Below are 23535 nucleotides of genomic sequence, written 5' to 3'. Positions count from 1 at the left end.
GTCCCGCGAGCTGACCGGGGAATCCGCACCAACGTGGCGAATCGAAACGGACATCCCACTCGCATCGGCGTGAACACTGATCAGATGCTCTCTAAGTGCTTCCGGAAACCGCCGACAAATGTTGTCCGTTCCCACCTACGAAACCAGACATCACCGGCTGGTCTCCCGGACGAAGAAAACCGTGGCCTTGCGGAGGATTTCCCTTTCCTCGCGCAGCTGCCTGCCCTCCCGGCGCAGCTGGGCGAGTTCCTCCTTCTCCTCGCTGGTCAGGCCGGGACGTTCGCCGACGTCCACACGGTCCTGGTTGGCCCAGGTCCGGATGGTCTGCACGGACGGCTCGAACTCCTGGCCAGTTCCTCCGGGGTACGGCCGGCCCGGACCAGCTCCACGATCTGGCGACGGAACTCCGGCGGGTACGACGGACGTGTTCTCGGCACGATGGACTCCTCCTTGCGGGACCAGTGTCCCCAAGCGGATGGTTGTCCACCAAACCGGAGCAACTTCAGCCGTGTTCGATGCACGAGATGACCACGGGCCAGACGCCGAAGTGGTGGGCGACAGCAGTGAGGGTGATGTTCTTGGCATGCGGTGCGGTCGCAGGTCCACGGCCTCCGGGATGGCGACTGTGGTGGTGAGGTAGCGGACACTTCCCGGACGATGACCTGCTTGAGAAGCCGGATGATCTCCTTCTTGGCCCGGCCAGCCTCGGTCTGGCGGGCCACGTAGTCGCGGGTACGGCAGCCGCTGGAAAGCACCGCTGGTCGTATCCAGTTCTACGACCGCCTTTACACCCGGGCGGATGTGCTCTTCGAGCTCGCCGACGCGGTGCCGTGTGCCGGGTCCGGTCGCATCGCTCTCGTCCCTCTGGCCGGCCGACTCGCTTTGTAGGCTGATCTCCATCCCCTCACTCCTCGCGGCGCCGTCCTGGCGATGACTTGCCTCACCGTGCCGCAAGGATGAGGGCCACCAGTACTGCGGTACTGGTTCCCTGCCGGATTCGGGTTCCACGGTGCCGGGGGTTCGCGGAAAGCCGCCCATAGCGTGAGCACAGGGTCGATCAGGCCCGCTCTCGTAATGATCCCTCTCCTGGTGGGAGTACTTCCGTGGCCACCTTCCTGTACCAGCTGGGCCGGCTCGCCTTCCGGCCCTGGAGAAGCATCTGGCATGACCACCGTCCTGATCGTCGACGACCAGACCCTGCAACGCCTGGGCTTCCGCATCTGCTGGGGGGGGGCCGAGCCCGACATGACCGTCGTGGACGAGGCAACCAAGTGGCGGTGATGCGGTCCGCAAGACGCCGAGTTGCGCCCCGGATGTCGTCCTGATGGACGTCCGCATGCCGGGTACGGACGGCATCGAGGCCACCCGCCGGATCGTGGAATCGGGCGGCCGCTCCCGCGTCCTGGTGCTGACCACCTTCAACCTCGACGAATACGCTTACGCTGCCTTGCGCGCCAGCGCCAGCGGCTTCTTTCCTCAAGGACGCCCGCCGACGAACTCGTCGTCGGCATCCGCGCCATGCCGCCGGGGACTCCGTCATCTCGCCGGGCCTCACCCGCAAACTCATCGACGCCTTCACCCAGCACGGCGGCCGCCACTCCCCCGACCAGAATCGCCAACTCGCCGAACTCACCGAGCGCGAACGTGAAGTTCTCGCTGTGCTCGCCGGCGGCTGGACCAACGCCGAGATCGCCGAACACCTCCACCTCGCCGAATCCACCGTCAAGTCCCGTGTCAGCCGCATCCTCGCCAAGATCGGTGCCCGGGATCGCGTACAGGCCGTGATCTTCGCGTACGACGTCGGCCTGGTCCGCCCCGCCGGGCCCGCTCACCGGACTCCCCTCCTCCCGGCCCCCCGTCGGTTCTCACCGCTCCGTCCCCTCAGGGGGCGCCACCTGCCCCGCCCGGACACTGCCCTGCCACAGCGCTGGGCGGTGCCCGACCGCAGTCGAGCATCCGCGACGAAGACAGGACACAGCGATGAAACTCTTGGCACGAACCGGCCTGGCCGGGCTTCTGACCTGCTGTGTACTCCTCGCCGTCATCGGGGTCACCCAGCGGAACGACGGACCTGGCGACGGGGACGGGGGTACAGGCATCGCCGCGCCTTTGGTACGAGGTCCGTACGTCGCCCTCGGCGACTCCTACACGTCCGGGCCGAAGATCCCCGACCAGACCGGGAAGCCCGCGGGCTGCGCCCGCTCCAGCCGCAACTACCCGGCCGTGGTGGCGAAGGAACTCGGCATCAAGTCGGCCGATTTCCGCGACATGAGCTGCAGCGGCGCTGCCATCCCCGACCTGACCGCACCCCAGTCCACCGACGACGGCACCAACCCCGCCCAAACATCCGCATTGTCCATAAAAACCCGGCTGGTCACCCTCGGTATCGGCGGCAACGACATCGGCTTCAGTTCGATGCTCACCAAGTGCGTTACGACCGGGGCGCTCTACAAGGCCGCCGCCAACCTCACGGACATCTCCGACCAGGCGCCCTGCAAGGAGCGGTACGCCGACGACGGGGCGAGCAAGAAGATCCGTACAGCGGGCGAACACCTCTCTCAAGCGCTTCAGGAGATCGAGCGTCGCGCGCCTGAGGCTCGGGTGTACGTCATCGGATACCCGGCGATCCTGCCGTCCGACGGCTCCACCTGCGACCGGAAGATACCCCTCGCTCCCGGCGACGTGACCTTCCTGCGCAACCAGGAACAGCAGCTCAACGCCATGCTGCGGCAGCGCGCGCAAGCCGCCGGAGCCACCTACGTCGACACCCACACACCGTCCGTCGGCCACGATGCCTGCTCTCCGGCGGGCACCCGTTGGATCGAACCCCTCCAGCCCAGCAACCCGGCAGCCGTCGTCCACCCCAACGAACGAGGTGAGCGGGGCATGGCTTCCGCCGTCCTGCGGACCATCGGGGCCTGAGCGTCCGCGGAGCACGCGTGCCACGGGGGCACCGTTGGAGCGGCGTGCGGTGCCCCTCCACCCCCACATGGAGAACGCCCCACCATGACCACCGTACTCATCGCCAGTGACCAGGCTCTGCAACGGGTCTGCTACCGCATGCTCCTCGCGGCCCAGCCCGACCTGACCGTGGCGGGCGAGGCGGCGACCTGCGCGGAGACGATGCGCAGGACCGCCGACCTGCACCCCGACGTCGTCCTGTTGGACATTCGTGTGCCTCCCTCGGACGGCGTCGAGTCCATCCACCGCATCACGAGACCCGGGGCGCAGCTCGCCGGAGATCCCGGCCCCGTCCCGGCGGGTGCGCGACCCCCTCATGTGCTGATCCTGGCCCTACCGACTTCGACGAGTTCGCCTTCGACGCAGTGCGCGCCGGCGCCAGCGGCTTTCTCCTGAAGGACGCCTCGCTCGACGAACTGACGGCTGCCATCCGCGCCGTGGCCGCGGGCGACGCCGTCCTCTCGCCCGGTCTGACCCGCGAACTCATCGAAACCCTCCGCCGACCGCGGCCCGCCCGCTCCCCGCAGAGCGACGGCCGACTGGGCCTGCTCACCGAACGCGAACGCGAGGTGCTCACCGCCATCGCCTCCGGCTGGAGCACCGCCGAGATCGCCCAGCGGCTGTCCATAGCACCCACCACCGTCAAAACCCACATCCGCAGCATCCTCACCAAGATCGGCGCGCGTGCGCGTGTCCAGGCCGTGGTTTTCGCCTACGAGACCGGGCTGGTCCGGCCCCGGTGACGCTTCCCCCTCATACCCCCTCGCCATCAGGAGCAGCCATGCACATACTCCTCGTCGAAGACGACCCGACCGTGGCCCAGTCCCTGCAACTGGGCCTGCCTCGCTACGGCTACGACGTGGACTGGGTGCCGACCGGCAGCGCCGCGCTCACAGCATCGGCGTCGGACATGGTCCTGCTGGACCTCGGTCTGCCGGATATGGACGGGCTCGACGTCTGCAGGGAGCTGAGGTCACGCAGCGACGTACCGCTCATCGTGATCAGCGGGCGGGGCAGCGAGACGGAGAAGGTCGTAGGCCTCGAACTCGGCGCCGACGACTACCTGGTGAAGCCCTTCCTGGTGCGTGAGCTGGTCGCCCGGATGCGGGCCGTGCGGCGCAGACATCTCGGTGGGTCCGGGACCGGCCCGAACCCACGCGAGACGTACGGCCGTGTGACCGTCGACCAGCGAGCACACCGCGTCTTCCTGGACGGCGCCGAAGTCCCGTTGAGACCCAAGGAGTACGCGTTGCTGGTCTTTCTCACCGCCCGGTTGGAGGCCCTGGTGACCAGGGAGGCCATCATGACGGCGGTCTGGGACAGCAACTGGTTCGGGCCGACGAAAACGCTGGACACCCATGTGGCGGCCCTGCGGCACAAGTTCGATGACGCCCTGTTCATCGAGTGCGTCCGCGGTGTCGGTTTCCGGCTCGTGCTCAGGGCCCCACAGCCGACTTCACCGGCGCATCCGGCGCAGAGGTAGCGGCCGGCGGCTGCTGACGCGGAATGAAGGACGCGAACGCGAGAGCGAGGACGGCGGCACCGACGCCGATCGCCCTGACCGTGCGGAAACCGTTCTGTGAGGGCAAGTTGACACCGTGGAAGCCGGTGGTCATATGGGCCAGACACCCGCGGCGGCGCTGGAGACCGAGGTGCCGGTGGACCGCATCAGGGCGTTCAGGCTGTTGGCGGCAGCCGTCTCGGACGCGGGCACCGCCCGCATGCTCAGCGTGGGCAGCGCGCCGCAGGCGAAGCCTACGCCGGTGGCGACGACGCAGCTGGCCAGGATGAGCTGCCGGATCTCCGAAGAGCGCCCCTACCACGCCACCAAGATTGTCGACCACGCCCTGACGGCCCTCGCCGCCGACCTGCTGACGTCTACAGACGCCGAACGTCTGACCGCCTGTGGCTCCCCCTGCAGGCGCTACTCCTTCTGCCACAGCCCACGCCGCTGATGCTCCACTCGCTGCGGCGACCGCGCCCGCGCCGCCCGCGCATACGCCCGACGTACTCAATCCCGGGCCCACTGAGCAGCGCGGTCTGGACGTAAGTCCAGACCGTCTCGGGGGTGTCGGGCGGGCGCGGGCCGGACGGGGCCGGGGCTTCGACCAGCCGGAAGACCGCCTGCTTCCCCCGGGGCACCGGCGCCGTGCGGTGCCGGCAGCCCGGTGTCGAACACCAGCCCTCCCCGTACGGCATTTCACGACTTTGACGGCCGAGGCAGCACGGACCGCCATGGACGCCTACGAGGCCGGCACCCCGCCAACACCGCCGCAGGGGCGGCGGGACGGGATGCAGCGGTTGACGCCGATGGGTTGGTTCGAAAGTGGCGGGCAGTAGACACCTCGCGCTCCGGGTCGGAGGTCCACGCCGCGTCGCCGTGCCCGAAGTCGGAGCCGTCGACGTCGTACGGGACGAGGGAGAGCTCCGGCCGAAGATCTACTCCTGGGCGATCACCGCACTGCGCTCGAAGCGCCCGAAGACGGGTCGGCTGCACGAACCAGCTCTTGCCCAGGTTCTCGGAGCGGCCGCCATGGGATATGAGGCGGGCGCCCTCGACGCGACTCTCCGCGATGCAGGACTCCAGGCGGAACTCAGGCTCGCAACCACTGGCGGCCGACCGGCTCGCTGCCTCAGCTCTCGAGCTCGACGACGATGTCCTTCAGCGTCGCGATGAACGACGAGATGTCGTCGTCCGTCATCGGTGCCGACAGCGAGAACTCTCCCCGGTGCACCGGGAAAAAGCCTCGGTTGGCCAGCTCGAGGGAACAGATCTGAGTCTTCTCGCCGTCGAGTTTGCGGCTGTAGTCCCGGTGGGTGCGGATCTCCAGACCCGGCTCCTTCATGTAGCCGTACGCCATGTGCGAGAAGCCCTTTCCGTAGACGACGAACGGGCTCATCCTCGAACGACTCCAGTCGTTCAGTTCGGACATGACGCGACCGGAGTGCCGGTTGAGCTTCTCGAACGCGGCCGCGTCCATCGCACGCATGCAGGCCGCGCCCGCGATCAGCGACAGCTTGTGTCCATGATGGGTTCCGGAGATGGTCACCTGGCCGTCCTCCAGCACGCTCATGACCTCGGCCGAACCGCCGAGGGCACCGAGTGGGAGTCCTCCCCCGATGATCTTGCCCATCACGGTCAGGTCGGGGATGACGCCATAGACGCCCTGCAACCCGCCGAGACCGGCCCGAAGGCTGATGGTCTCGTCGAAGACCAGAACAATGCCGAGCTCGGTCGTCAGGGCGCGAAGCTCCTCGACGAAGTCCTGATCAAGCACCACCAGCCCACCCGCCCCGCTCTGCAGTTCGACAATCAGGCAGGCGACGTCGTCGGCGTGGGCTCGTAGGATCCGCTCGCAGCCGATACGGTCGTTCTGGGTCAGCAGGACGATGTTGCCGACGTCCTCGGCGGGGATGCCTCCGCTGTCAGGTACCGCCTTCGGATCGCTCGCCGTGCCGTGGTCGTGGTCGGGGTAGGTGTGTGACGACATGTGCAAGGGATCGCTGAATCCGTGGTAACCGCCTTCGAATTTGGCGATCTTCGTCTTCCCGGTGTAGGCGCGGGCCACCCGGATGGCACTCATGCATGACTCGGTCGCCGAGCAGGAGAACTGCACCTTGTCGACGGAAGGAATGCGGTCGATGAGTATCCGCGCAAGCTCCGCCTCGGCGGTGCTCGGGTTGCCGAACGAGATGCCCGACGGGATCGCCTCCTGAAGCGCCGAGGTGATCGCCGGGTGGTTGTGGCCGAGAACGTTCACGGTGAAGTTGTTGTTCAGGTCGAGCAGGCGGTGGCCGTCGACGGTCTCGATGTACGCGCCCTGGCCGGTGTCGACGAAGACAGCGTGAGGACCGAAGTTGAAGGAGTTCCGGCTGTAGCCCCCGGGAATGAGCTTGCTGCCGCTGTGCGTCATGGCGGCAGATATGGCGAACCTCCCAGTGAAGTTCTCCATGCTCGCGTCGATGGTCAGCTTGGTCATGGGGATCCGATCTCGAGAGCTGTCGGATGTGCACGCGCCGCTTCGGTTCCTGGCACATCGCCGAGTCATCGACCCATCGTCGATTCGCCGACAGATGCCGACAATGACCGAACAGAGATCAGACGATCGCCAGGCCAGATCAGGCCGGTCATCCTGCTCCGTGAATGATCGATCTCCGACTGTCCGCCCGTGTGCAGCCCAGCGACATCGGACGTTCGCACTGAGTCACTCGACGAACAGAGGCGCACGGGCAACGACCGTCGGCTCCCCGGCCGTGAGCCGTCTCGGCCGAGAGGAAGGGCTGCCGGTTCGCCGACGTCCCTGCGCTTCACCACCTCGCCGCCACCGGCGGGTCTCCGGCTCGCCCCACGTCTCCGCCACCACCGTGCGTCGCCGGGTGTAGGAAACAACCGAGCTACTGGCTGTGCGGGCACCGCCACTGGACCGGGCACTGAAGAAGATCGTCCGCAGCGGCGGAGTCGTGGGCCTGGGGACGGCTCCCTCGTCCATATGCGCCATCGCACCGGAACGGACAACCGGAAGAACTTCTCTGGCAAGCACAAACCCCTAGCCTGCTGTTTCTCGCGCTGCCCCACGAGAAGGGCAACCCGATCCGGACCTCCGCGGCCAAGCCCGGCCACTCCAGCGAGATCACGGCGGCCCGCCACGACAAGATCACCAGAAATCTGCGTGAGGCAGGGCCTGGGGCCCTGGCCAATCTCGGCTTCGCCAACCTGGACGACGATTCCGATGACCCAGTGATCATCACCAGCCGCAACGCCACCCGCAATCACCAGCTCACCGACGCAGAGAAGGAAGCGAACCGCCTACTCAACCGCGAACGCGCCGCCGTCGAGCACGGCTTCGCGAACCAGAAGTCCTGGCGTTTCCCGGCCGAGATCCGCATGAACGCCCGGCACGCCACCACCCTCCTGCGGGCCCTGCTCGTCCTCGCGAACACCGAAATCTACTGGTGACAGACGATCCCCCGAAAAAGATCACACCCTTGACCGGCACGAGTACATCACCGCAATCGCACACCAGCCCCCTGACCTGCGAAGTCAGGACCAAAAACTTCTCAATGCGTCTCCGAAGCTCGTCACGAATCGTCCTCTGCCAGCCGATGCAGGAGAAGAGACATTCGGTGGGGGATGACCTCGGTCGTCGCAATGGAGGTGCTGCTGCGTTGCACGCCGGGCGCCAACTGAATGCCCTGCGTGATCCGGTGCAAATCAACAGTGTCGCGCGCGACCACACGGAGCATGAGATCGGCATCTCCCGTTGTGGTGTGCGCTTCGATGACCTCTGGAATGGCGCCAATCGCCGCATATACCGAGTCGATCTGCTGCTGCGACACGGACAGAGTCACGAAGGCGAGTAGGGGCCGGCCGATTGCTGCTGGGGAGAGTGGGGCGCTGGGTGTGCCCAGCGCCCCACCGTCGCGGAGCCTCTTCAGGCGCGCGTGCACCGTGTTCCGCGACACCCCCAGCCGGGCGGCGATCTCGATCAGTGAGGCTTCGGGTGCATCATCCCGGGCGAGCAGTATCCGGGCATCAACCGCATCAAGGTTATGCATATGGCACACAATACCTGCGGAGCAGATCCTAGGCTGTGCATCTGCACGGTCAAATACGATGTAGTTGTGCATCAGATCTGGCCTGTCTAAGTTCTGCGAGCATGACCACAGCACATGACCACACCGACTTGCCGCGTATCGACCTCCGGGGGTTCACCTCGCCCGTGCATTTCCTGCCTCGGCTGAGCGATGAGCTCGGCGTGGAAGTCTGGTCCAAGCGCGACGATCTGGGCTCGGTGGGCCTCGCAGGGAACAAGGTGCGCAAACTTGAGACGGAGCTCGCGCACGCACGCGCGCTGGGAGCCACGCACATCGTGACCGAAGGTTCTCGCCATTCCAACGCCACTCGTGCAGCTGCCGCTGCGGCTGCTTCGATCGGAATGAAGTGCACTCTCGTGCTCTGCCACGATGAGCCGAAAGAGCCCGTGGGCAATCTTCTCCTCGATGCCCTCTTCGGCGCTGATCTCCGTCTTGTCGGCGACACTTCCTGGGTAGAACTCGCTCGGCTGACCGAGGATGTCGTCCGCGAGCTAGAGGCTGCTGGCGAGCGGGTCTACCGACTGCCCATCGGCTCGGCAACCGGCCGTGGTGCGGCGAGCTTTGCGCGCGCCTACATCGAAGCTGAAGAGCAGATGGAGGCGCAGGGCGCGACATTCAGTACGATCGTGCACGCCAGCTCGGCAGGAAGCACGCACGCGGGACTTGCACTGGGGCGGGCGCTCCGCCAGAAGTCGACCCGCATCATCGGCGTCGTCGTCGCGGGAGAGGTGTATGACGACCTACCGGGTAACTACCTCCGGCTCGCGAACGAGGCAGCCGATCTCATCGCGCCCACCATTCGCATTGCTGCCTCCGACATCGAGTTGACTGAGGACTACTTGGGGGAAGGCTACGGACAGCCCGCCTCGGGCGTCACGGAGGCCATCGACCTCATGGCGCGACTCGAGGGAATCGTGGTTGACCCGGTGTACACAGCGAAAGCGGTCGCGGCAATCATCGACATGGCGCGCAAGGAAACATTCGAGGGCCCAGTACTTTTCTGGCACACCGGCGGGTACCACGCGATCTTCGACCCGCGCTATACGGCAGCGGTGTGGTCTGACCTTCCTCGACTGCGGGACATTCAGCTTTAATCTCGATCTTGCATGACGGTTCGTCAGTTTCGCTGGGCCGCCTCACCGACATCCTCACCGCCACCATCGCCGACTTCTGTTCCTGAGCCCGCGGCCGGCCCCGAACCCCGGGGTGGGTACGGAACGAAAGGTGCCTCACCAGACCACTCAGGTCGACCAGCACCACGGCGGCCGCGCCGCCGCCGACAGCGCGCCCGACGAGGGCTACCAGCGCCGCCTCAGCGCCCGCCAGATCCGGCGTGATCAACATCGTGCCGGCCGGACGCGAGGCCGGTGCATACCTCGTGTCCACCCGGGCGTGGGCAAGGTCGCCTTCACTGGCTCCACGTCTGCGGGGCGGGTCATCGGCGAGACCTGCGGGCGCCCGGCCGTGCGCAACAGTCGTACTGGCGAAACGAAACGCCTGGCAGGCACCACCCGGTACGCGGTCGTCACCCGCGGGTCTGCCTGCGCTGACCTGCGGCAGGGCTTCGGCCGGTGCAGGCTGGAGCTGTGCAGTTCCCCATCCAAGTCGCCTTGGCCCAGCTCCTCCCGGAACTGCCGGTCGGCAAGAACCGGCGGTACGAGCTGAAGATGGACGGTTCTCCAGACACTTGAAGTTGTCCCATCGAGTGACAACTCGGCGTCTCTCAGCACGCCTCCGATCGGCACCGAAAGACTGCACAGCCCTGCAGCCTCGCGCCACAGGCGTGGACACGAACCGTGACGCCCACATAACATGTCACCGTTAACTTAACGGCGACAACCTGAGGGGCCGCGATGACCATCACCGAGCAAGACGTCTACACCTTGGCGCCGTTCGCCAGGACGCTCGGGATACGCTTCGAAGCCCTCAAGGCCGACGCTGTCACCGCGCAACTCGCCTACACTCCCGAGCAGTCCACCGTCGGCGCCGCGATGCACGGCGGGGCACTGATGGGGCTGGCCGATGTAGCCGGCGCCGTGTGCGCCACGCTGAACGGGACCGCCGACACCGTCCCCGCGACCATGGAATCCACCACCCACTTCCTGCGGCCCGTACACGGCACCGGCGCCTTCGCGACCTCCCGCCCGCTACACGTCGGCAAGTCAACGGTCGCCGTGGAAATCGACATCAGGGATGACGAGGACCGGCTCTGCGCCCGCGTCACTCAACTCGTCGCCCTCCGGAGGCGCCATGACTAAGGGACCCGGCCAGACCACGGCCGACGGCCGCGCCAGCACAACCGAAGGCCATCGGCGCAGTCGCGCCAAGCGAGGCCACGGCGGCCGACTGAGGGACGAACTCATCGAAGCGGCCGGCACGCTGCTCGACGACGCCGGCGAGGACGGCGTGACCATCCGCGCGGTGGCACAGGCTGTCGGGGTCAGCACCCCCTCGGTGTATCTCCACTTCGACAACCGACTGGAACTGCTGCACACCGTGTGCCTCGGAGTCTGGGACGAGCTCGGCCGACGGATGCTGAACATCAGCGCCCAGCCCACCGACCCGTTCGCCGAACTCCACCAGCGCAGTGTCACCTACATCAGGTTCGGGCTCGACCATCCCCTGCGCTACCGCCTGGTCGCGACCGGACCCGCGACAGCCGCCACTGAGCAGGTCGCCGACGCCTGCTTCCGATTCCTGCGGGAAACGGTGCAGCGATGCGCCGACGCCGGCGTGCTCCACGGCGATGTGACGGCGCTGACCCGGGCCATCTGCGCGTGCCTGCACGGTGCCGTCTCGCTGCTGATCCTCCAGCCCACCTCGAAATGGCCCGACGACATCCCCCAGTACGCAGACGATGCCGCCACCCTCGCCTGCCAGGGCGCCGCCGCCCTCTCACGCGCGCACCATGGCCGCTACGGAACGTGAGCCGTTCTGCCCTGGGCAACGCTCCGCTACCCCTGGCTGGCGTCCTCATCGGCCGACGGTTGGCGCAGCGGTCGGCCGCCGACCTACGCGGGGCGGAAAAAGGGCTGGTCCTCCACGCCCTTGCGGCAGTGCTGGCGCAGTTCGCCACGCTGGCCTAAGAAGAGCCACCGGGCCAGGCGGTGCCGGTTGATGCCGACGGCGCCGGTGCGCACTCGGCGGGCCACGGCGGCACCGCGCTCCGGGTCGGCCGTCCACACGCTGCCGCCGAGCCCGTAGTCGGAGTCGTTGGCGAGCCGGACGGCGTCGTCGGTGTCGTCATAGGCGATGAGGAAGAGCACCGGGCCGAAGATCTCCTCGCGGGCGATGGTCGCGTTGTTGTCCACGTCGGCGAAGATGGTCGGCTCGACGAACCAGCCCTTGTCCTGTCCCTTCGGGCGGCCGCCGCCGGTCGTCACCCGGCCGCCTTCGGCCAGGCCCTTGGCGATGTACCCCTCCACCCGGTCGCGCTGGACGGCGGTGGCGAGCGGTCCGACCCGGGTTTCCGGGTCCAAGGCGTCGCTTGCCGGGCGCCGAGACCAAGGCGTTGTTCGCGCGGCGCGTCTACGCGGCCATGGACGAGATCCTTCAACGCCCCTGCGAACACCAGATCATCGTGACGCACGGCTTCGCCCTGACGTTCGTCGTGGCGTCTTGGATCACGATGCCGATCGAGTCCGTCGGCTATGCCAGCTTCCGGGGGCCCTCGGGCAGTATCACCACGCTGCGCGAAGACGACTTCTTCCACAACCGCCAGGTCGTCAGCCTCGGCGACACCCGCCATCTCGACTCCGCCAAAGCTGGCTGACCTCTACCTGACCCGCTTCAACGGCCCGCCACCCTCATGGCCGGCGGGCCGTTTCGCTTCCACCGCCAGCCACTGCCGTCATTTCTCGTCGACATCCGAACGACGAGAGATCACCAACCGCCTCCCAAACGCATCCCACAACTGCTGTTCCTAGAGATGCACGAAGCCATCCTGGCCTGGGGCTCGGGAACGACCTGTCAGATCGCAAGCCAGGCCGCGAAGCACCTACTTGCTCTCGGTGCTGAAGGCGCCGGTGCTGTGCCTGATCTGGTCCTGCAGGGCCCCCTGCTTCGTGCCTCGACGCTGAGGGCGTCGTGCAGGTAGGCAGAGACGGCGTCGGCGACGAGGACGACGCGGGCGGGGGCCTCGTCGGTGGTGTCCTTGGCGGCCTCGCCGGAGATTCCGCCGAAGAGGTGCTCGGCCTCGGCGATGGTGAGCAGTCGCTTCGGGCCCGGGCTGAGGTGGTAGGCATCGGTGAACCATTCCGGTCCGCGGGTAGTCATCACCGACTGGTCCTTTCCGCCGGCGATGACCAGAGCGGGAGCGGTCATGCTAGAGAAGTCCGGGCGCGCGAACGGGAGATACGTGAGCGCGAAGGGCGTCAGGGCGTCCCCGGCACCGGCCGCCGCGATGAGCGCGCCCGCCTTGACGGCGGGGTGGGAGAAGTCCTCTCCCGGGTTGCCCTCGGTGTCGAAGACGCGGGCGCCCAGGAGGACTCCGGCGGTCTGTGCTCCCCAGGAGTGCCCGACGACCGCGACGCGATCGCTGTCGACGCGCGCGGCCAGACCGCCGGCCTGGTCGAGGATGTCACCGAGGCCGTCGAGGACACCGTGCAGATCGGCTATGCGCACGCGCCAGATGGTGGCGAAACGGGGATCGTCGAAGCCGATGCCGTGGCGGCGGGAGTCCAGATGGGTGGGCTGCACCACGACGAACCCGGCAGCAGCCCAGCGGTCGACGAGGGGCTCGTAGCCGTCCATCGACCAGGCGTTGCCGTGGGAGAAGACGATGACGGGCAGGTCTCTCCCGTCGACTGGTGCGGTGACCTTGACCTGCAGGTCGATGCCGCGGTCGGTGGTGGAAACGGTGATGGGCTTGACGGCGATGACCTGACGGTTGAGCGGGGCCGTGGGGCGGCTCTGGCCGGAGTGAAGTTCCATGGCATCGACGTTAGGAAACCGATAGGTACCAAATGGTAACCTTCGGCTTGTGAACATGACCGCAGCCGACCTGGCGAGCGCGGCAAAGGACCTGGAAGCGGGCACGGTGTTCCTCGCCGACTGCCCCGCAAGGCTGGCGATCGAGATCATCGCCAACAAGTGGTCCGTCGTTGTCCTGTTCGCTCTCACCGGCGGACCCAAGAGACACAGCGAACTCGTCGCGCTGTCCGGCGGGATCTCACGCAAGGTACTGACGCAGACCCTTCGCCGCCTGCAGAGCAACGGCCTGGTCGACCGGCAGGTGTACGCCGAAGCGCCGCCGCGGGTCGAGTACAGCCTGACCACGCTCGGCCAGACACTCCAGGAGCCAATCGTGATGCTGACCGAGTGGGCGCGAACCAACGGCGAAGCTGTCGTGGACTTCCGAGAGTCGGCAGTCGCCAGGTCAATCAACTGAGGCGCCGTTCATCAGCCGATACTGCGCGGCTTCAACCACATCACCGACAGCTGAGCCGCCGCTGCCGGTGCGTCGCGAGCTCCAGTCGTCCCACGATGCGGCCCGCCGACGAGGCGGAACCCTGGCGCGGCGGTGCAGACGCGCAGCACCGGCGAGCGCCCCCAGTCCCGGCCGCGGTCACATCTCGCCCCAGGCAACTGTCCTGACCAGATCATCGACTACGCCCCCTCCCCTGAGCTGACTGGCGGGTGTTCCTCCCGCATTCCCTCGCGAGGGAAACCACCCGCTGTGTGTTTCCTGAGCGCAGCCGGCGCCCACACCTTCAGGCGATCCGGGCGCGGTGATGCGGCGCGCGTCCTGTCGCCGGTTCAGCCCTCGGAACCGGCGCCGTCGGCGGGACGCAGGTAGAGGGTCTTACCGTAACTGTCGCCCAGCCAGATGCGGTTGGCCTCGGTGACCCGCCGCGGGCTGGGGTGGATGTAGCGGCGGGTGTCGGGATTGACCGTCACCAACACCCACTCGATGCACCACGGAGGCTCACTGCCTGCCGACTCCATCCGCAGGCACACGGGGAAGGAGGCCAGGTCCTCGGTGTCCAGCGGAGGCTTACGAGGGTCGTTGAGCTCCGGCTGCTACACGTTGGCGGCCTCGCCGAAGTAGTACCCTGTCGTCCGCGGGCCGCTGTGTGTCGGACCGATCTGCCAAGTCGAGATAGAACTCGCGGCCGCCGACGCCGAGATAGACGTCACTGCCGGTGCCGGCGCCTGAAACATCCGCGGTCCTCACGTGAGCGAGGATCTGGGTGATCGCTGCCATCGCTGCTGCTCCCTGTCTTCGCACCGACCGCCCAGGAACACTCCACGGTGAAGGCACTGCCGGACCTCGATACAGGGGGTCTTCCGAAGCGAAACGTTCCGCTACGCCCGGCCAGCTCCGGCATCACCCCGATGCGGGCTGGTACACGGCACGCGTTCGACCAGCACAAACGTGCCCAAGGTACGCCGGTTCACGGTCCCGGCGCTCGCCGTGGGGCCCGTGCGCTTCCTGCCCAGGCCCCACGCACCCTCGCGAGTCAGGGAACGGCGTTGACGGTCACATCAGTGTCGGGACACTCGGCGGCGATACGGCGCATGGCCGCCTGCTCGGCCGGGTCCGCGGTCAACTCCCAGGCGAGCTTGATGGCCACCTGATCGGACAAGGTAACCGCACCGCTGGGAGGCCGGTCTGGCGGCCGTCCAGACCGGCGGACGGGGCGACGTCACGCAGGGACGCCGAGCGGCGGGTGCTCGAGCACGCGGGGCTTGTACTCGACCAGCTGGATGCGGCCGTCGAAGGTGCGGTGCTCGATCATCTCGAGGGCAACGTCCGGATAGCCGTCGTAGATGCGTTCTTCGCCCGTGGCCCCGGTGATCACCGGAAACATCACGACCCGGAAGCGGTCGACGAGTCCGGCTCGCAGCAGGGACCGGCACAGGCTGAGGCTGCCGATCGTGCTGAGGAGTCCCGAGCCACTCGACTTCATGGCGCGGACCGCCTCGACGGCGTCGTCGCGGACGAGCGTGGAGTTGGCCCACGTCAGTGGCTCCTCGAGTGAGGAGGAGAACACCACCTTGGACGCTTGCGTGAGCTCGTCGACGGACGCCTCTTCCTCGGGCCTGAACTCGTCTTGACCACTCGGGACCTCGCCCTTGGCGAAGCCCGACATCAGGCGGTAGGTGTTCGCTCCCATCAGGTAGGTGGCCTCGGGCTGCTCGCCGAGCCATGCGAGATACTCCGGGCCCTCTAGGCCCCAGAACCCGGGCCATCCCTCTCCCGATGCGTGGCCGTCGAGGGAGGTGATGAAGTCGACGAGAAGCTCCGACATGGCGGTGTCCTTTCCTGGGGTGTCACGAGCTTGGACCCGCCGGGAGCCACAAACTCATCGGCCGCGCTGTGGAGCAACGAGAAAACCCATGACGCTGCAGCCGATCAGGCCGACCGAGCGGCACTGCTTCGGAGGGCCCGGAGGCCTACATGATTGCACTATGCACGCAGTCGGGGAATGATCTCGCACCCGAATGGGCACAGCGGTTTGAGTTCTGTCAAAGCCCCAGCTCAGCCCCACCCGCGAACGGCCCCACAACCAGATCCCCGACGGTCCCGCTCCGGGCCGCCCCCCAGGGCCACTCGCGACGTCCGACATGCACAGAACATCCATAAAACGGGGCCACGCGAAGTCGTCATGGTGGAGCCGCTAAACAACGTCACGGCCAGACGGTGGATGGCTGCTTCGATTCGGGCCGTTCCCCTTGGGGTCGGCTCCGGCGGCTGGCGGGAGACTGCTACCGACAACCTCAGCGGCGCTGCGGCAGTTGCGGAGAAGTCCGCAAGGTCGTCCGGCGCGGTGGCGACGACACGCCCGATCTGTGTTCCCGCTGCTATGACGCACCGCCGGTCGCCTGCTCCGCCTGCGGCCGGCTACGGCCTTGCGCGCGCAAGGTGGCGGGACAGCCGTTCTGCCAGAGGTGTTATCCCCGCCCTACGGGGCCATGCGCACGCTGTCTCCGTGACCGTCCTGTTCACGCCTACTGGCCGATGGGTCCGGTCTGCACAAGCTGCGTCGCGGCAGTGCGTGAACATCCCGGTGCCTGCGCTCAGTGCGAACAGCAACGTCCGCTCATCGGTTTCACCGATGCGGGGAACGGGATCTGCGGACCCTGCGCCGGGGTCGATCTCACCTACGCGTGCCGGCGTTGCGGCACGAGCCACAAGATCTTCCGCGAGCAGTTGTGCACCCGATGCTTCGCCACGAAACGACTGGCCGAGGCGCTCGGTGGAGATGGCGATACGGTCCCCGCACAGCGGCAAGACTTCCACTCGGCTCTTTCCGCCGCCGGACACCCCCGCCGAGTGGCGTATTGGCTGACCCGCGACGGCGTGTCGGCTCTCCTGTCTCAACTAGGTGCTTCTCATGAGGAGTTCACTCACCAACAGCTCGACGACCTGCCCAACACGCCGACCACTCGCTACATCCGCGACGTCCTCGTCGCCGCCGCAGTGCTGCCGCCGCGGGACGATCGATTGGAGGCCCTGCCCCGCTGGGCAGACGCCCTCTTGGCCCAGGCACCGCTCCCCCAGCGCAAGTTCCTCACCCCCTTCGCCCATTGGTATCTACTGCACCGCATCCGCCGAGCCCACCGGCACCGCCCGCTACGCGCCAGCACGCAGCACCAGATGCGATCGCGACTGCGCCGAGCCCTGGAACTGCTCGACTGGCTCGACGAGCACGGCATCCCTCTCGGAGAGCTCACACAGCCAGAACTCGAGACGTGGCTGGACGAAGGGCCTGAGAAACGTCATGAAGTGCATGCCTTCGTCACCTGGGCGAAAGGCCGGGGCCTTGCCGGCGAGCTCGTAGTCCCACGGGCCCCCGTCGCCGCCCCCAGCGTATTCAGCACGGACGAGGACCACGCCGAACACCTGAACCGGTGTCTCGTCGACGATGCGCTGCCTCTCGATGTCCGCACGGCTGGCGCCCTGACACTCCTCTTCGGGCTGCAGCACACAAGACTGCTCGAACTCGCCGTGCACGACATCATCGACGACGACACGGTGGTGGCGCTCAACCTCAACGGTCATCGTCTTCCGCTGCCGCCCGAAGTCGCCCAGCTGGTCCGCGCACTGCGCGACGAGCGCCAGACTCGCTGGCAGTTCGACCAGACGGCCAGCACAACACCGTGGCTGTTCCCCGGGCAGGAGCCCGCCCGCCCTCTCGGAGCCACCTACCTCTACGCCGACTTCACCGGCACCAGCATCAGCAACTCCACTCGCTGGACTGGATATGCCAAACGGGACTGGCTCGACTACATCGCAAGCCGCGCGCAGGACCGTCCATGAAGCACGCCTCCTCGCACCGTCTGCCTCGACTCAGCGCATCCCGGGCAGGCGACGCAACTCGTTGACCTTCATCAGCCGGGCGAGAAGGAGGTACCCCACGGCTGTCGCCAGCACCCCAGTAGCCAGTGCGACGGCCGTAGGCCACGTTCCACTTCCCAGGCCCGCACACGCACGCGCTGCAGCCCAGCCCAACCCAGCAGCCGGGCCCGCGGCGCAGAACAGTTTCACGTAGGTGCGGCGCAGGCCGCCGTCGTCGATGCGACCCCCAAGCCTCCTGCGCAGCAAATGCGCGGTGAGTGCGAGACCGGCCACGCAGGAGAGGGTGTAGGCGCCGGCCATACCGACGACCGCCCAGCGGGCGGGCAGGAGCACATGACACGCGGTGGCCAAGGCGATGTTCACGCCCGCGATCCAAGCCGCCATGAAGAACGGCGTGCGCGCGTCCTCGAAGGCGTAGAAGCCACGCAACAGCAGGTACTGGGCGGAGAAAGGGATGAGCCCGAGTCCGAACGCCTGCAGCATGTACCCCAGCGGGCGGGCCGAGGCGGCGTCCGCCGCCCCGTGGGCGAACAGCAGCGAGGAGATCTGCGGCCCCAGAGCGAGGAAGACGAACGCGGCGGGCACAATGACCACGCCACTGATCCGCAGCACCCGGGACAGGTCCGCGCGTAGATCCAGGATGCGCCCCTCAGCGACGGCCCGGCTCATACGCGGCAGCAACGCCGTCACCAGGGACACCGTCACGATCGACTGCGGCAGCATCCAGATGGTCTGCGCGTAGGTGTAGGCCGAGTAGCCCGCGCCGGCCTGCGGCAGCTCCTGGTCGGCGGCATTGGCGTAATTCGTGACCACCGTCAGGGCGACCTGGTTGGCCAAGACGAACAGCAGCGTCCACTTCGCTGCGTGGACGCTCTTGCCCACGCCGGTGCCCCGCCAGTCGAACCGCGGGCGGAAACGGAAACCGGCCGCCCGCGCGAACGGGATAAGGGCAACGGCCTGCAGGGCGATTCCTGCCGTCGTCCCGATCCCCAGCAACTGCACCTGATCGGCGGTGATGTCCTCCACCCGGTCGGGAACCGTCATCAGCCCCAGATAGGCGGCGAACATGCCGACCAGCACGACGTTGTTCAGCACAGGGGTCCACATCATCGCGCCGAACTTCTCGCGAGCGTTCAACACCTGCCCGTAGATGCTGAAGAGCCCATAGAAGAAGATCTGCGGCAACAGGAACCGCGCGAACGTCACCGTCAGCTCGAACGCCTCGTGACTGTCCGGGGTGTCCCGCATGTACAGGCCCACGATCTGCGGCGCCGCCCACACCGCCAGCGCCGTGCCCACACCCAGTACACAGACCACGAGCGTGACCAGACGCTGCTCGTAAGCGCGTCCGCCATCGGGCTGTGTTGTCCTGGCCCGGACCAGCTGCGGCACCAGCACGGCGTTGAGCGCGCCGCCGATCAGCAGCGTGTACAGGCTCGTTGGCACGGTGTTCGCTGTGTTGTAGGTACTGGCCAGCAAGCCCGTTCCCAGCGCTGCGGCCTGCAGCACTTGGCGGATCAGTCCCGTCGCCCGTGACACCACCGTGCCAACAGCCATCAGCAAGGACGAACGAGCCAGTCCGCCCTTGTCCTTCTTCCGCCGGGCGGCATGCCGCCCCCTTGTCTGCTGCTCCTGCGGCATGGTCTGCGCCGCGGAGTTCGCCCCCTCCACCATGCCGTCAACCTATGCCCCAAGGTTCCCCGGCCCCAATTCGTCCGTCTGGACGCAGAGTTCAGCGAACGCTCCCCGGCCGTGACCGTGGCCGCAGGAATACGACAGCCACGGAACAGGTGCTCTGCGCCAGTACCGCTGCGCACCCAGGGCCAGTGCGATCCCTGCGCCAGGGGCTACGAGCCCAGCCCCGACACCTACTTCACTTCCACGGTCCCGGTCACCCATCGGCTGGCCGCCTGATCAACGCACCTTCCGAAGGAGAGCCACTGTGCACCCGCTTCACCGTCCAGCCCTTCGACCGGCCGTGACCGTGCGCGCCCGAACCGCCGTCCTGGTCGCGGCCGTCGTGCCCGTCACGGTCGCCGCGGCCGCCATCGCGCTCAAGGCCGGCCACTGGGAGTTGCACGCCGACCGGCACCGCATCCACCTCACCCCCATTGCCCGCCGCTCCTGCCCCGACTGCCGGGGCGCGGGCGGCTGGTGGGTCAGAGGCACGAACCCGGAGATGGAGCCGTGCGGCTGCTGGGCAGAGCGGCGCGAGCTGACTCTGCGGCTCCTGCCGCGCCCCACCGTCCCGTACGACGAACCCCCGTTCTGACGGATCCCCGTGCTGCCCGGCCAGCTGACAAGCGCTGGCTAAGAAGTCGGTTTCTCTCGGACATGAGCCCCGACATCATGGTCGTCGGTAGGTTCATATGCGAGAGGACGAGTGCGGCGGGTGCATGAAGACGGGCAGACCGATCTGACGGAGCTGTGGCAGCAGCGCTGGCCCAGTTGCCCCCGGTTGCGTACAAACTCCGCGACCCATATCGGGACGTCTGGGTACGTTTTCACGGCCTGCCGGAGTCGAAGCGGTATGCGGAGGACGAGAGCGAGTACACCGCCGTCCTGGAGCGTTACAACACCGTCCTCGATGAGTTGTTCGCTGGTGCGGACGTGTATGTCATCACTCCGCTCTGGACGACCGAAGCCGAGGTTCCGTCAGTGGAACCTCACGGGGTTTTGGCAGAGCCTGCTGGTGGAGGACGATCCTGACCCCGAGTTCCGCACGTACTGCCACCTCTTTGCCGCCCGCCAGCCCTGGCAGCGGGGCTGCATCGACGACTTGCTCCGAGATATCGCCGACGACAAGGTGGCGGGAATCCTCATCACCGACACCCGCATGCAGCGCATCCACCACCCCTACGACGGTGGCGCTGATGTCTTCCTCGCCACGCCCGAAGAACGGGACCAGATGCGCGATCGGCACGCCGACTGGCTTTCCAGTCACCCCTCGGGTCTCTGACCGGCTCGGATCGCCGCCCCGCTCAGAATGGTCCTCACCGCAAGCACCGGGTTGAAGGGCTCCACCAGTTCCTTGGTGGCGACGGCCACGAGGCGCGCGGGCGTATCACCCTCCAGCAAGGCGCTCACGTATTCGATGGCCTCCGCGGGCGAGAGCACAGGCAGCCGTTGGCGCAGTGTCCGCACAGCATGCATGCGCCCGCGCGTAGCGGCCACTCCGCGGAGCGCATCGTGTAGATCGTCCACTGCAGTGCGCACCGGCAGACCGCGTATCCGAGCCCGGTAGTCGGCCTCCCACTCCCCGGTTACCGCGGAGACGACGCCGATCCGATGCAGTCCCCCGTCGACGCGGTCGACCAGATACGGCCCATTACCAATCAGCGCGTACTTCGAGTTCCGTGTGCGTACGAACTCCTCGGACTGCCAGGAAACGATCCACACCAACTCGTGCTCCTCAACGCGGACCACAGCCATCCTCACCGCGTCCGCGCCCAGAGCCCGCCACTGCTGATAGTCGCGCTCCAACTGCTCTTCGACAGCCCGAACGGCGGCTTCTCGCTCGATCACGCGTGCAGCATCCCGTACCGGCCCCTCTGACGACCAGCGAATTCGCATGGCCCAGCGCCATGTACGAGGGGCCAGACGGACCTTCTTACTCGAGCGAATAGATCCTGAAGTCCCTCAGGGCTGCTCGCATCCGCTCTGACCGCCGGTGCTGAGTGACTTCCCGCTCTACCGCTCGGCGGTGCCGTTCGCACCGTCAATTTCGTAGATCCGCCCCTGAAGCCGTTCACCGGCCCAGTCCAGCTCGACACCCAGGTCAAACCAGTGCCGATCCTTGCGGACTCCGGGCGGTGAGAGGTTCACCGCCGCCCACGAGAACACCCCCACGAGGATGGAACGCCCGTGCTGCGTGGTGCGCACGGACAACGCAAACGGTGCGGCGAGTGCCGCGCGGGCCACCAACATGACCTGTTCGTCCTCAGAATGTCGACGCCCACCCGTGAGAAACCGAGGCGTTTCAACGATCTTGACCCACTCGACCCCTGCATCTGCCACCTGGGCGCGCAAGGACTCTTCGATGCCCTTCCGGACGGCGATCGCGGGATCATCGCCGAGCCAGCCAAGCCAGTGATCAGGGTCAGTGAGCTTGCTGAAGTCGTCCTGCGGCACCCCGTGACGAGGATTCTCCTGGTACTCACCTGTCAGTTTCCCGCTGCTGTCTACCAACCACGCGCCGCGGATTGCCTCGGGCGGTACGTAGCCGTTCGGATCGTCGACGTACGTCGGGTCGATCTCGGCGACGCTGCCACCGGGATTCTCAGCAGCCGCCGCCAGTAGTGCCGGCTCCTTCGGTATGCCCTTACGTCGGCTTCGCCAGCCAAAACGCCCCACGTTCCCACCCCCACCGTTGCCTACCCAGTTGACCGTGATTGTGCCGCACCGGTCAGGACCGCATGAGGGGGTGTGCGTGACGGCGAGGGGTGGGTGGGGAATCTCAGCGAGCCGGTCTGTCCCATCCCCAAGAGCCGCACGCAGGATCATTCAGTCCCGGGATGAGCCTGCAATCACAGGGTCAGGACGGTCGGCCCGTAGGCGCTGCAGAACTCGCAATCACAGCTGGCGAGACAGTTCGCCTGGCAATGGGCGGTCGGCCAGAAGCGGGATGCACAGGGGCCTGGGTCGAGCAGCCTCCCGTCGCGGGGCACCGTCCTGTCGCACCAGGTACAGCGGATTGCTGCAGGGACGCTGGCGTCCTGCAGCCGCCGGGCCGCCACGCTCGCCCGGTCGAGCGGGGCTTCCTCCAGAACCGTCACAGGGGCGCGGTCGAGTAGAAGCTTGCAACGCCACAGGCTCAGTCCGGTCACCGCTCTGACTGCCTGCAGAGCCTCCTGTCCGCCCTTCCCGGGCTCGGTCACAAGCACGGCGAACCCTGGCTCCTCCACGGACACATCTCCTTCGGCGACGGAGTACCTGGCCCAGTGTGTCGATGAACAGAGCCCTCGGCCCGTCAATTTTCGGTGTCCCCTGAGCTGCCAAGCTCTTTCAGCCACAACAGCGGCAGCGCCATCACAGCCACACTCAGCGCCCCCGGGTGACAGAACCTTACGAGTGGCTCGATCGCCCCGTAGGAAAAACGTAGGGCGTCATCACAGGAATACGACAGCCACGGAACAAGTGCTCTGCGCCAGTGACGGTGTTGCAGTTCGCCGACGACCTGACCGACCGGCAAGCTGCGGCGATGGAGGTGCGGGCGATCGACTGGAAGTGCGCGCTCGGGGCCGAGCCGACGAACACGGGTTTCGATGCCAGCGTATCGAGCCGGTGCCGCACCCGGCTGGCCGGGCACGGCATGGTACAGGAGGTCTTCGACCGGCTCCTGGAACACTGCGAGGACGGGGCCTGGTGGCCGCCCCGGGGGGGGTGCCTCTATGTCTTTCGTCAAGCGAGGCGTGGGGTTCTGGGTTCGTAGAAGGTGCCGTCGCGGAGCATCGCGAACAGCACGTTGATCCGTTGTCGGGCCAGGCGGAGAAGTGCCTGGGTGTGGGTCTTCCCACGGGCCCGGCATCGGTCGTAGCAGGTGCGGGAGGCGGGATCGTGCAGGGCGGCGAACGCGGACAGGAACATCGCCCGCTTGAGCTGCCGGTTGCCGCCGCGGGGTGCATGTTCGCCGTGGATCGAGGTCCCCGACGACTTGGTCGTGGGGGCGAGGCCGG

22 protein-coding genes and 7 pseudogenes are annotated in these 23535 nt (G+C 67.2%); 16 read left to right on the top strand and 13 right to left on the bottom strand.

The annotated features are described in order from the left end of the window. Window positions 1-186: 186 nt before the first annotated feature. Window positions 187-437, bottom strand: a pseudogene (locus AB0959_RS51745) (transposase); the annotation flags it as partial. Window positions 438-1164: 727 nt separating this feature from the next. Between AB0959_RS51745 and AB0959_RS51740 the strand changes: the two are divergent. The 4 genes and pseudogenes from AB0959_RS51740 to AB0959_RS51725 form a co-directional block, all read left to right on the top strand. After that, window positions 1165-1820 (top strand): annotated as a pseudogene (locus AB0959_RS51740) (response regulator transcription factor); the annotation flags it as partial. Window positions 1821-1980: 160 nt separating this feature from the next. Then, on the top strand, window positions 1981-2922 hold the full coding sequence (locus AB0959_RS51735; protein WP_366833987.1) for an SGNH/GDSL hydrolase family protein: 942 nt from the start codon (window positions 1981-1983) through the stop codon (window positions 2920-2922). Window positions 2923-3006: 84 nt separating this feature from the next. Next, window positions 3007-3704, top strand: a pseudogene (locus tag AB0959_RS51730) (response regulator transcription factor). Window positions 3705-3742: 38 nt separating this feature from the next. After that, window positions 3743-4444, top strand: coding sequence for a response regulator transcription factor (locus AB0959_RS51725; RefSeq protein ID WP_366833986.1), 702 nt, complete (start codon window positions 3743-3745; stop codon window positions 4442-4444). Here the strand turns inward: AB0959_RS51725 and AB0959_RS51720 are convergent. Further along, window positions 4398-4768 (bottom strand): annotated as a pseudogene (locus AB0959_RS51720) (MFS transporter); the annotation flags it as partial. The gene AB0959_RS51725 and the pseudogene AB0959_RS51720 overlap by 47 nt on opposite strands. Window positions 4769-4790: 22 nt before the next feature. On the opposite strand from AB0959_RS51720, the pseudogene AB0959_RS51715 reads away from it, so the two are divergent. Beyond that, window positions 4791-4991 (top strand): annotated as a pseudogene (locus tag AB0959_RS51715) (hypothetical protein); the annotation flags it as partial. Window positions 4992-5594: 603 nt separating this feature from the next. Here AB0959_RS51715 and AB0959_RS51710 read toward each other — a convergent pair. Then, on the bottom strand, window positions 5595-6941 hold the full coding sequence (locus AB0959_RS51710; protein ID WP_366833985.1) for an aminotransferase class III-fold pyridoxal phosphate-dependent enzyme: 1347 nt from the start codon (window positions 6939-6941) through the stop codon (window positions 5595-5597). A 572-nt stretch (window positions 6942-7513) separates the two neighbouring features. On the opposite strand from AB0959_RS51710, the gene AB0959_RS51705 reads away from it, so the two are divergent. Further along, window positions 7514-7918, top strand: coding sequence for a transposase family protein (locus tag AB0959_RS51705; RefSeq protein WP_366833989.1), 405 nt, complete (start codon window positions 7514-7516; stop codon window positions 7916-7918). Between the two features lie 122 nt (window positions 7919-8040). Here the strand turns inward: AB0959_RS51705 and AB0959_RS51700 are convergent, their stop codons facing one another. Further along, window positions 8041-8517 carry an Lrp/AsnC family transcriptional regulator gene (locus tag AB0959_RS51700; protein ID WP_366833984.1) on the bottom strand — a complete coding sequence of 159 codons (477 nt, stop codon included), beginning with the start codon at window positions 8515-8517 and terminating at the stop codon, window positions 8041-8043. A 101-nt stretch (window positions 8518-8618) separates the two neighbouring features. Between AB0959_RS51700 and AB0959_RS51695 the strand changes: the two genes are divergently transcribed. The 4 genes and pseudogenes from AB0959_RS51695 (at window position 8619) to AB0959_RS51680 (ending at window position 11484) form a co-directional block, all read left to right on the top strand. Next, complete coding sequence (locus AB0959_RS51695; RefSeq protein ID WP_366833983.1) at window positions 8619-9650, top strand: pyridoxal-phosphate dependent enzyme; 1032 nt, start codon at window positions 8619-8621, stop codon at window positions 9648-9650. Between the two features lie 236 nt (window positions 9651-9886). Next, a pseudogene (locus tag AB0959_RS51690) lies at window positions 9887-10014 on the top strand (aldehyde dehydrogenase family protein); the annotation flags it as partial. Between the two features lie 395 nt (window positions 10015-10409). Continuing rightward, on the top strand, window positions 10410-10814 hold the full coding sequence (locus AB0959_RS51685) for a PaaI family thioesterase (protein ID WP_366833982.1): 405 nt from the start codon (window positions 10410-10412) through the stop codon (window positions 10812-10814). Continuing rightward, window positions 10807-11484 carry a TetR/AcrR family transcriptional regulator gene (locus AB0959_RS51680; RefSeq protein WP_366833981.1) on the top strand — a complete coding sequence of 226 codons (678 nt, stop codon included), beginning with the start codon at window positions 10807-10809 and terminating at the stop codon, window positions 11482-11484. Before AB0959_RS51685 ends, AB0959_RS51680 begins: the two co-directional genes overlap by 8 nt. 179 nt (window positions 11485-11663) lie before the next feature. On the opposite strand, the pseudogene AB0959_RS51675 reads toward AB0959_RS51680, so the two are convergent. Then, window positions 11664-12041, bottom strand: a pseudogene (locus tag AB0959_RS51675) (aldehyde dehydrogenase family protein); the annotation flags it as partial. A 2-nt stretch (window positions 12042-12043) separates the two neighbouring features. On the opposite strand from AB0959_RS51675, the gene AB0959_RS51670 reads away from it, so the two are divergent. Next, window positions 12044-12328, top strand: a complete 285-nt coding sequence (locus AB0959_RS51670; RefSeq protein WP_366833980.1) for a histidine phosphatase family protein — start codon at window positions 12044-12046, stop codon at window positions 12326-12328. A 197-nt stretch (window positions 12329-12525) separates the two neighbouring features. On the opposite strand, the gene AB0959_RS51665 is transcribed toward AB0959_RS51670, so the two are convergent. Further along, window positions 12526-13488: a chlorophyllase gene (locus AB0959_RS51665; protein ID WP_366833979.1), complete on the bottom strand. Its 963-nt coding sequence runs from the start codon at window positions 13486-13488 to the stop codon at window positions 12526-12528. 55 nt (window positions 13489-13543) lie between these two features. On the opposite strand from AB0959_RS51665, the gene AB0959_RS51660 reads away from it, so the two are divergent. After that, the gene (locus AB0959_RS51660; RefSeq protein WP_366833978.1) at window positions 13544-13945 is read left to right on the top strand and encodes a helix-turn-helix domain-containing protein; all 402 of its coding nucleotides are present in this window, start codon (window positions 13544-13546) and stop codon (window positions 13943-13945) included. A gap of 368 nt (window positions 13946-14313) precedes the next feature. Here the strand turns inward: AB0959_RS51660 and AB0959_RS51655 are convergent, their stop codons facing one another. The 3 genes from AB0959_RS51655 to AB0959_RS51645 form a co-directional block, all read right to left on the bottom strand. Next, window positions 14314-14454: a hypothetical protein gene (locus AB0959_RS51655; RefSeq protein ID WP_366833977.1), complete on the bottom strand. Its 141-nt coding sequence runs from the start codon at window positions 14452-14454 to the stop codon at window positions 14314-14316. A 563-nt stretch (window positions 14455-15017) separates the two neighbouring features. Then, the gene (locus AB0959_RS51650; protein WP_366833976.1) at window positions 15018-15143 is read right to left on the bottom strand and encodes a hypothetical protein; all 126 of its coding nucleotides are present in this window, start codon (window positions 15141-15143) and stop codon (window positions 15018-15020) included. 60 nt (window positions 15144-15203) lie between these two features. Further along, window positions 15204-15809 carry a dihydrofolate reductase family protein gene (locus tag AB0959_RS51645; protein WP_366832702.1) on the bottom strand — a complete coding sequence of 202 codons (606 nt, stop codon included), beginning with the start codon at window positions 15807-15809 and terminating at the stop codon, window positions 15204-15206. A 743-nt stretch (window positions 15810-16552) separates the two neighbouring features. On the opposite strand from AB0959_RS51645, the gene AB0959_RS51640 reads away from it, so the two are divergent. Next, the gene (locus tag AB0959_RS51640) at window positions 16553-17821 is read left to right on the top strand and encodes a hypothetical protein (RefSeq protein ID WP_366833975.1); all 1269 of its coding nucleotides are present in this window, start codon (window positions 16553-16555) and stop codon (window positions 17819-17821) included. A 30-nt stretch (window positions 17822-17851) separates the two neighbouring features. On the opposite strand, the gene murJ is transcribed toward AB0959_RS51640, so the two are convergent. Next, on the bottom strand, window positions 17852-19534 hold the full coding sequence (gene murJ / locus AB0959_RS51635; RefSeq protein WP_366833974.1) for a murein biosynthesis integral membrane protein MurJ: 1683 nt from the start codon (window positions 19532-19534) through the stop codon (window positions 17852-17854). A 310-nt stretch (window positions 19535-19844) separates the two neighbouring features. On the opposite strand from murJ, the gene AB0959_RS51630 reads away from it, so the two are divergent. Further along, window positions 19845-20132 (top strand): hypothetical protein, encoded by a 288-nt coding sequence (locus AB0959_RS51630; RefSeq protein WP_366833973.1) that lies wholly within the window; start codon window positions 19845-19847, stop codon window positions 20130-20132. A 420-nt stretch (window positions 20133-20552) separates the two neighbouring features. Then, entirely contained in the window at window positions 20553-20819 is a 267-nt protein-coding gene (locus AB0959_RS51625; protein ID WP_366833972.1) for a hypothetical protein, read from the top strand. Here the strand turns inward: AB0959_RS51625 and AB0959_RS51620 are convergent. Together AB0959_RS51620 and AB0959_RS51615 are read right to left on the bottom strand one after the other, a co-directional pair. Beyond that, on the bottom strand, window positions 20801-21385 hold the full coding sequence (locus tag AB0959_RS51620; RefSeq protein WP_366833971.1) for a YrhB domain-containing protein: 585 nt from the start codon (window positions 21383-21385) through the stop codon (window positions 20801-20803). The genes AB0959_RS51625 and AB0959_RS51620 overlap by 19 nt on opposite strands. A gap of 165 nt (window positions 21386-21550) precedes the next feature. Continuing rightward, complete coding sequence (locus AB0959_RS51615) at window positions 21551-22213, bottom strand: hypothetical protein (RefSeq protein WP_366833970.1); 663 nt, start codon at window positions 22211-22213, stop codon at window positions 21551-21553. A gap of 847 nt (window positions 22214-23060) precedes the next feature. Here AB0959_RS51615 and AB0959_RS51610 point away from each other — a divergent pair. Continuing rightward, window positions 23061-23291: a hypothetical protein gene (locus AB0959_RS51610; protein WP_366833988.1), complete on the top strand. Its 231-nt coding sequence runs from the start codon at window positions 23061-23063 to the stop codon at window positions 23289-23291. Here the strand turns inward: AB0959_RS51610 and AB0959_RS51605 are convergent. Continuing rightward, the coding region (locus AB0959_RS51605) for a transposase (protein ID WP_366833969.1) at window positions 23261-23535 on the bottom strand (275 nt) is incomplete at its 5' end. The genes AB0959_RS51610 and AB0959_RS51605 overlap by 31 nt on opposite strands.

The sequence above is a fragment of the Streptomyces sp. NPDC046862 genome, from assembly GCF_040704615.1.
Taxonomy (GTDB): domain Bacteria; phylum Actinomycetota; class Actinomycetes; order Streptomycetales; family Streptomycetaceae; genus Streptomyces.
This window is presented reverse-complemented; position numbering and strand designations above follow the sequence as displayed.

What these genes read in the sequence shown, in the direction of transcription:
- AB0959_RS51735 (WP_366833987.1), top strand. Translation starts at nt 1,981, where the DNA reads ATGAAACTCTTGGCACGAACCGGCCTGGCCGGGCTTCTGACCTGCTGT.
- AB0959_RS51725 (WP_366833986.1), top strand. Translation starts at nt 3,743, where the DNA reads ATGCACATACTCCTCGTCGAAGACGACCCGACCGTGGCCCAGTCCCTG.
- AB0959_RS51710 (WP_366833985.1), bottom strand. Translation starts at nt 6,941, where the DNA reads ATGACCAAGCTGACCATCGACGCGAGCATGGAGAACTTCACTGGGAGG.
- AB0959_RS51700 (WP_366833984.1), bottom strand. Translation starts at nt 8,517, where the DNA reads ATGCATAACCTTGATGCGGTTGATGCCCGGATACTGCTCGCCCGGGAT.
- AB0959_RS51695 (WP_366833983.1), top strand. Translation starts at nt 8,619, where the DNA reads ATGACCACAGCACATGACCACACCGACTTGCCGCGTATCGACCTCCGG.
- AB0959_RS51685 (WP_366833982.1), top strand. Translation starts at nt 10,410, where the DNA reads ATGACCATCACCGAGCAAGACGTCTACACCTTGGCGCCGTTCGCCAGG.
- AB0959_RS51680 (WP_366833981.1), top strand. Translation starts at nt 10,807, where the DNA reads ATGACTAAGGGACCCGGCCAGACCACGGCCGACGGCCGCGCCAGCACA.
- AB0959_RS51665 (WP_366833979.1), bottom strand. Translation starts at nt 13,488, where the DNA reads ATGGAACTTCACTCCGGCCAGAGCCGCCCCACGGCCCCGCTCAACCGT.
- AB0959_RS51660 (WP_366833978.1), top strand. Translation starts at nt 13,544, where the DNA reads ATGACCGCAGCCGACCTGGCGAGCGCGGCAAAGGACCTGGAAGCGGGC.
- AB0959_RS51645 (WP_366832702.1), bottom strand. Translation starts at nt 15,809, where the DNA reads ATGTCGGAGCTTCTCGTCGACTTCATCACCTCCCTCGACGGCCACGCA.
- murJ (WP_366833974.1), bottom strand. Translation starts at nt 19,534, where the DNA reads ATGGTGGAGGGGGCGAACTCCGCGGCGCAGACCATGCCGCAGGAGCAG.
- AB0959_RS51610 (WP_366833988.1), top strand. Translation starts at nt 23,061, where the DNA reads ATGGAGGTGCGGGCGATCGACTGGAAGTGCGCGCTCGGGGCCGAGCCG.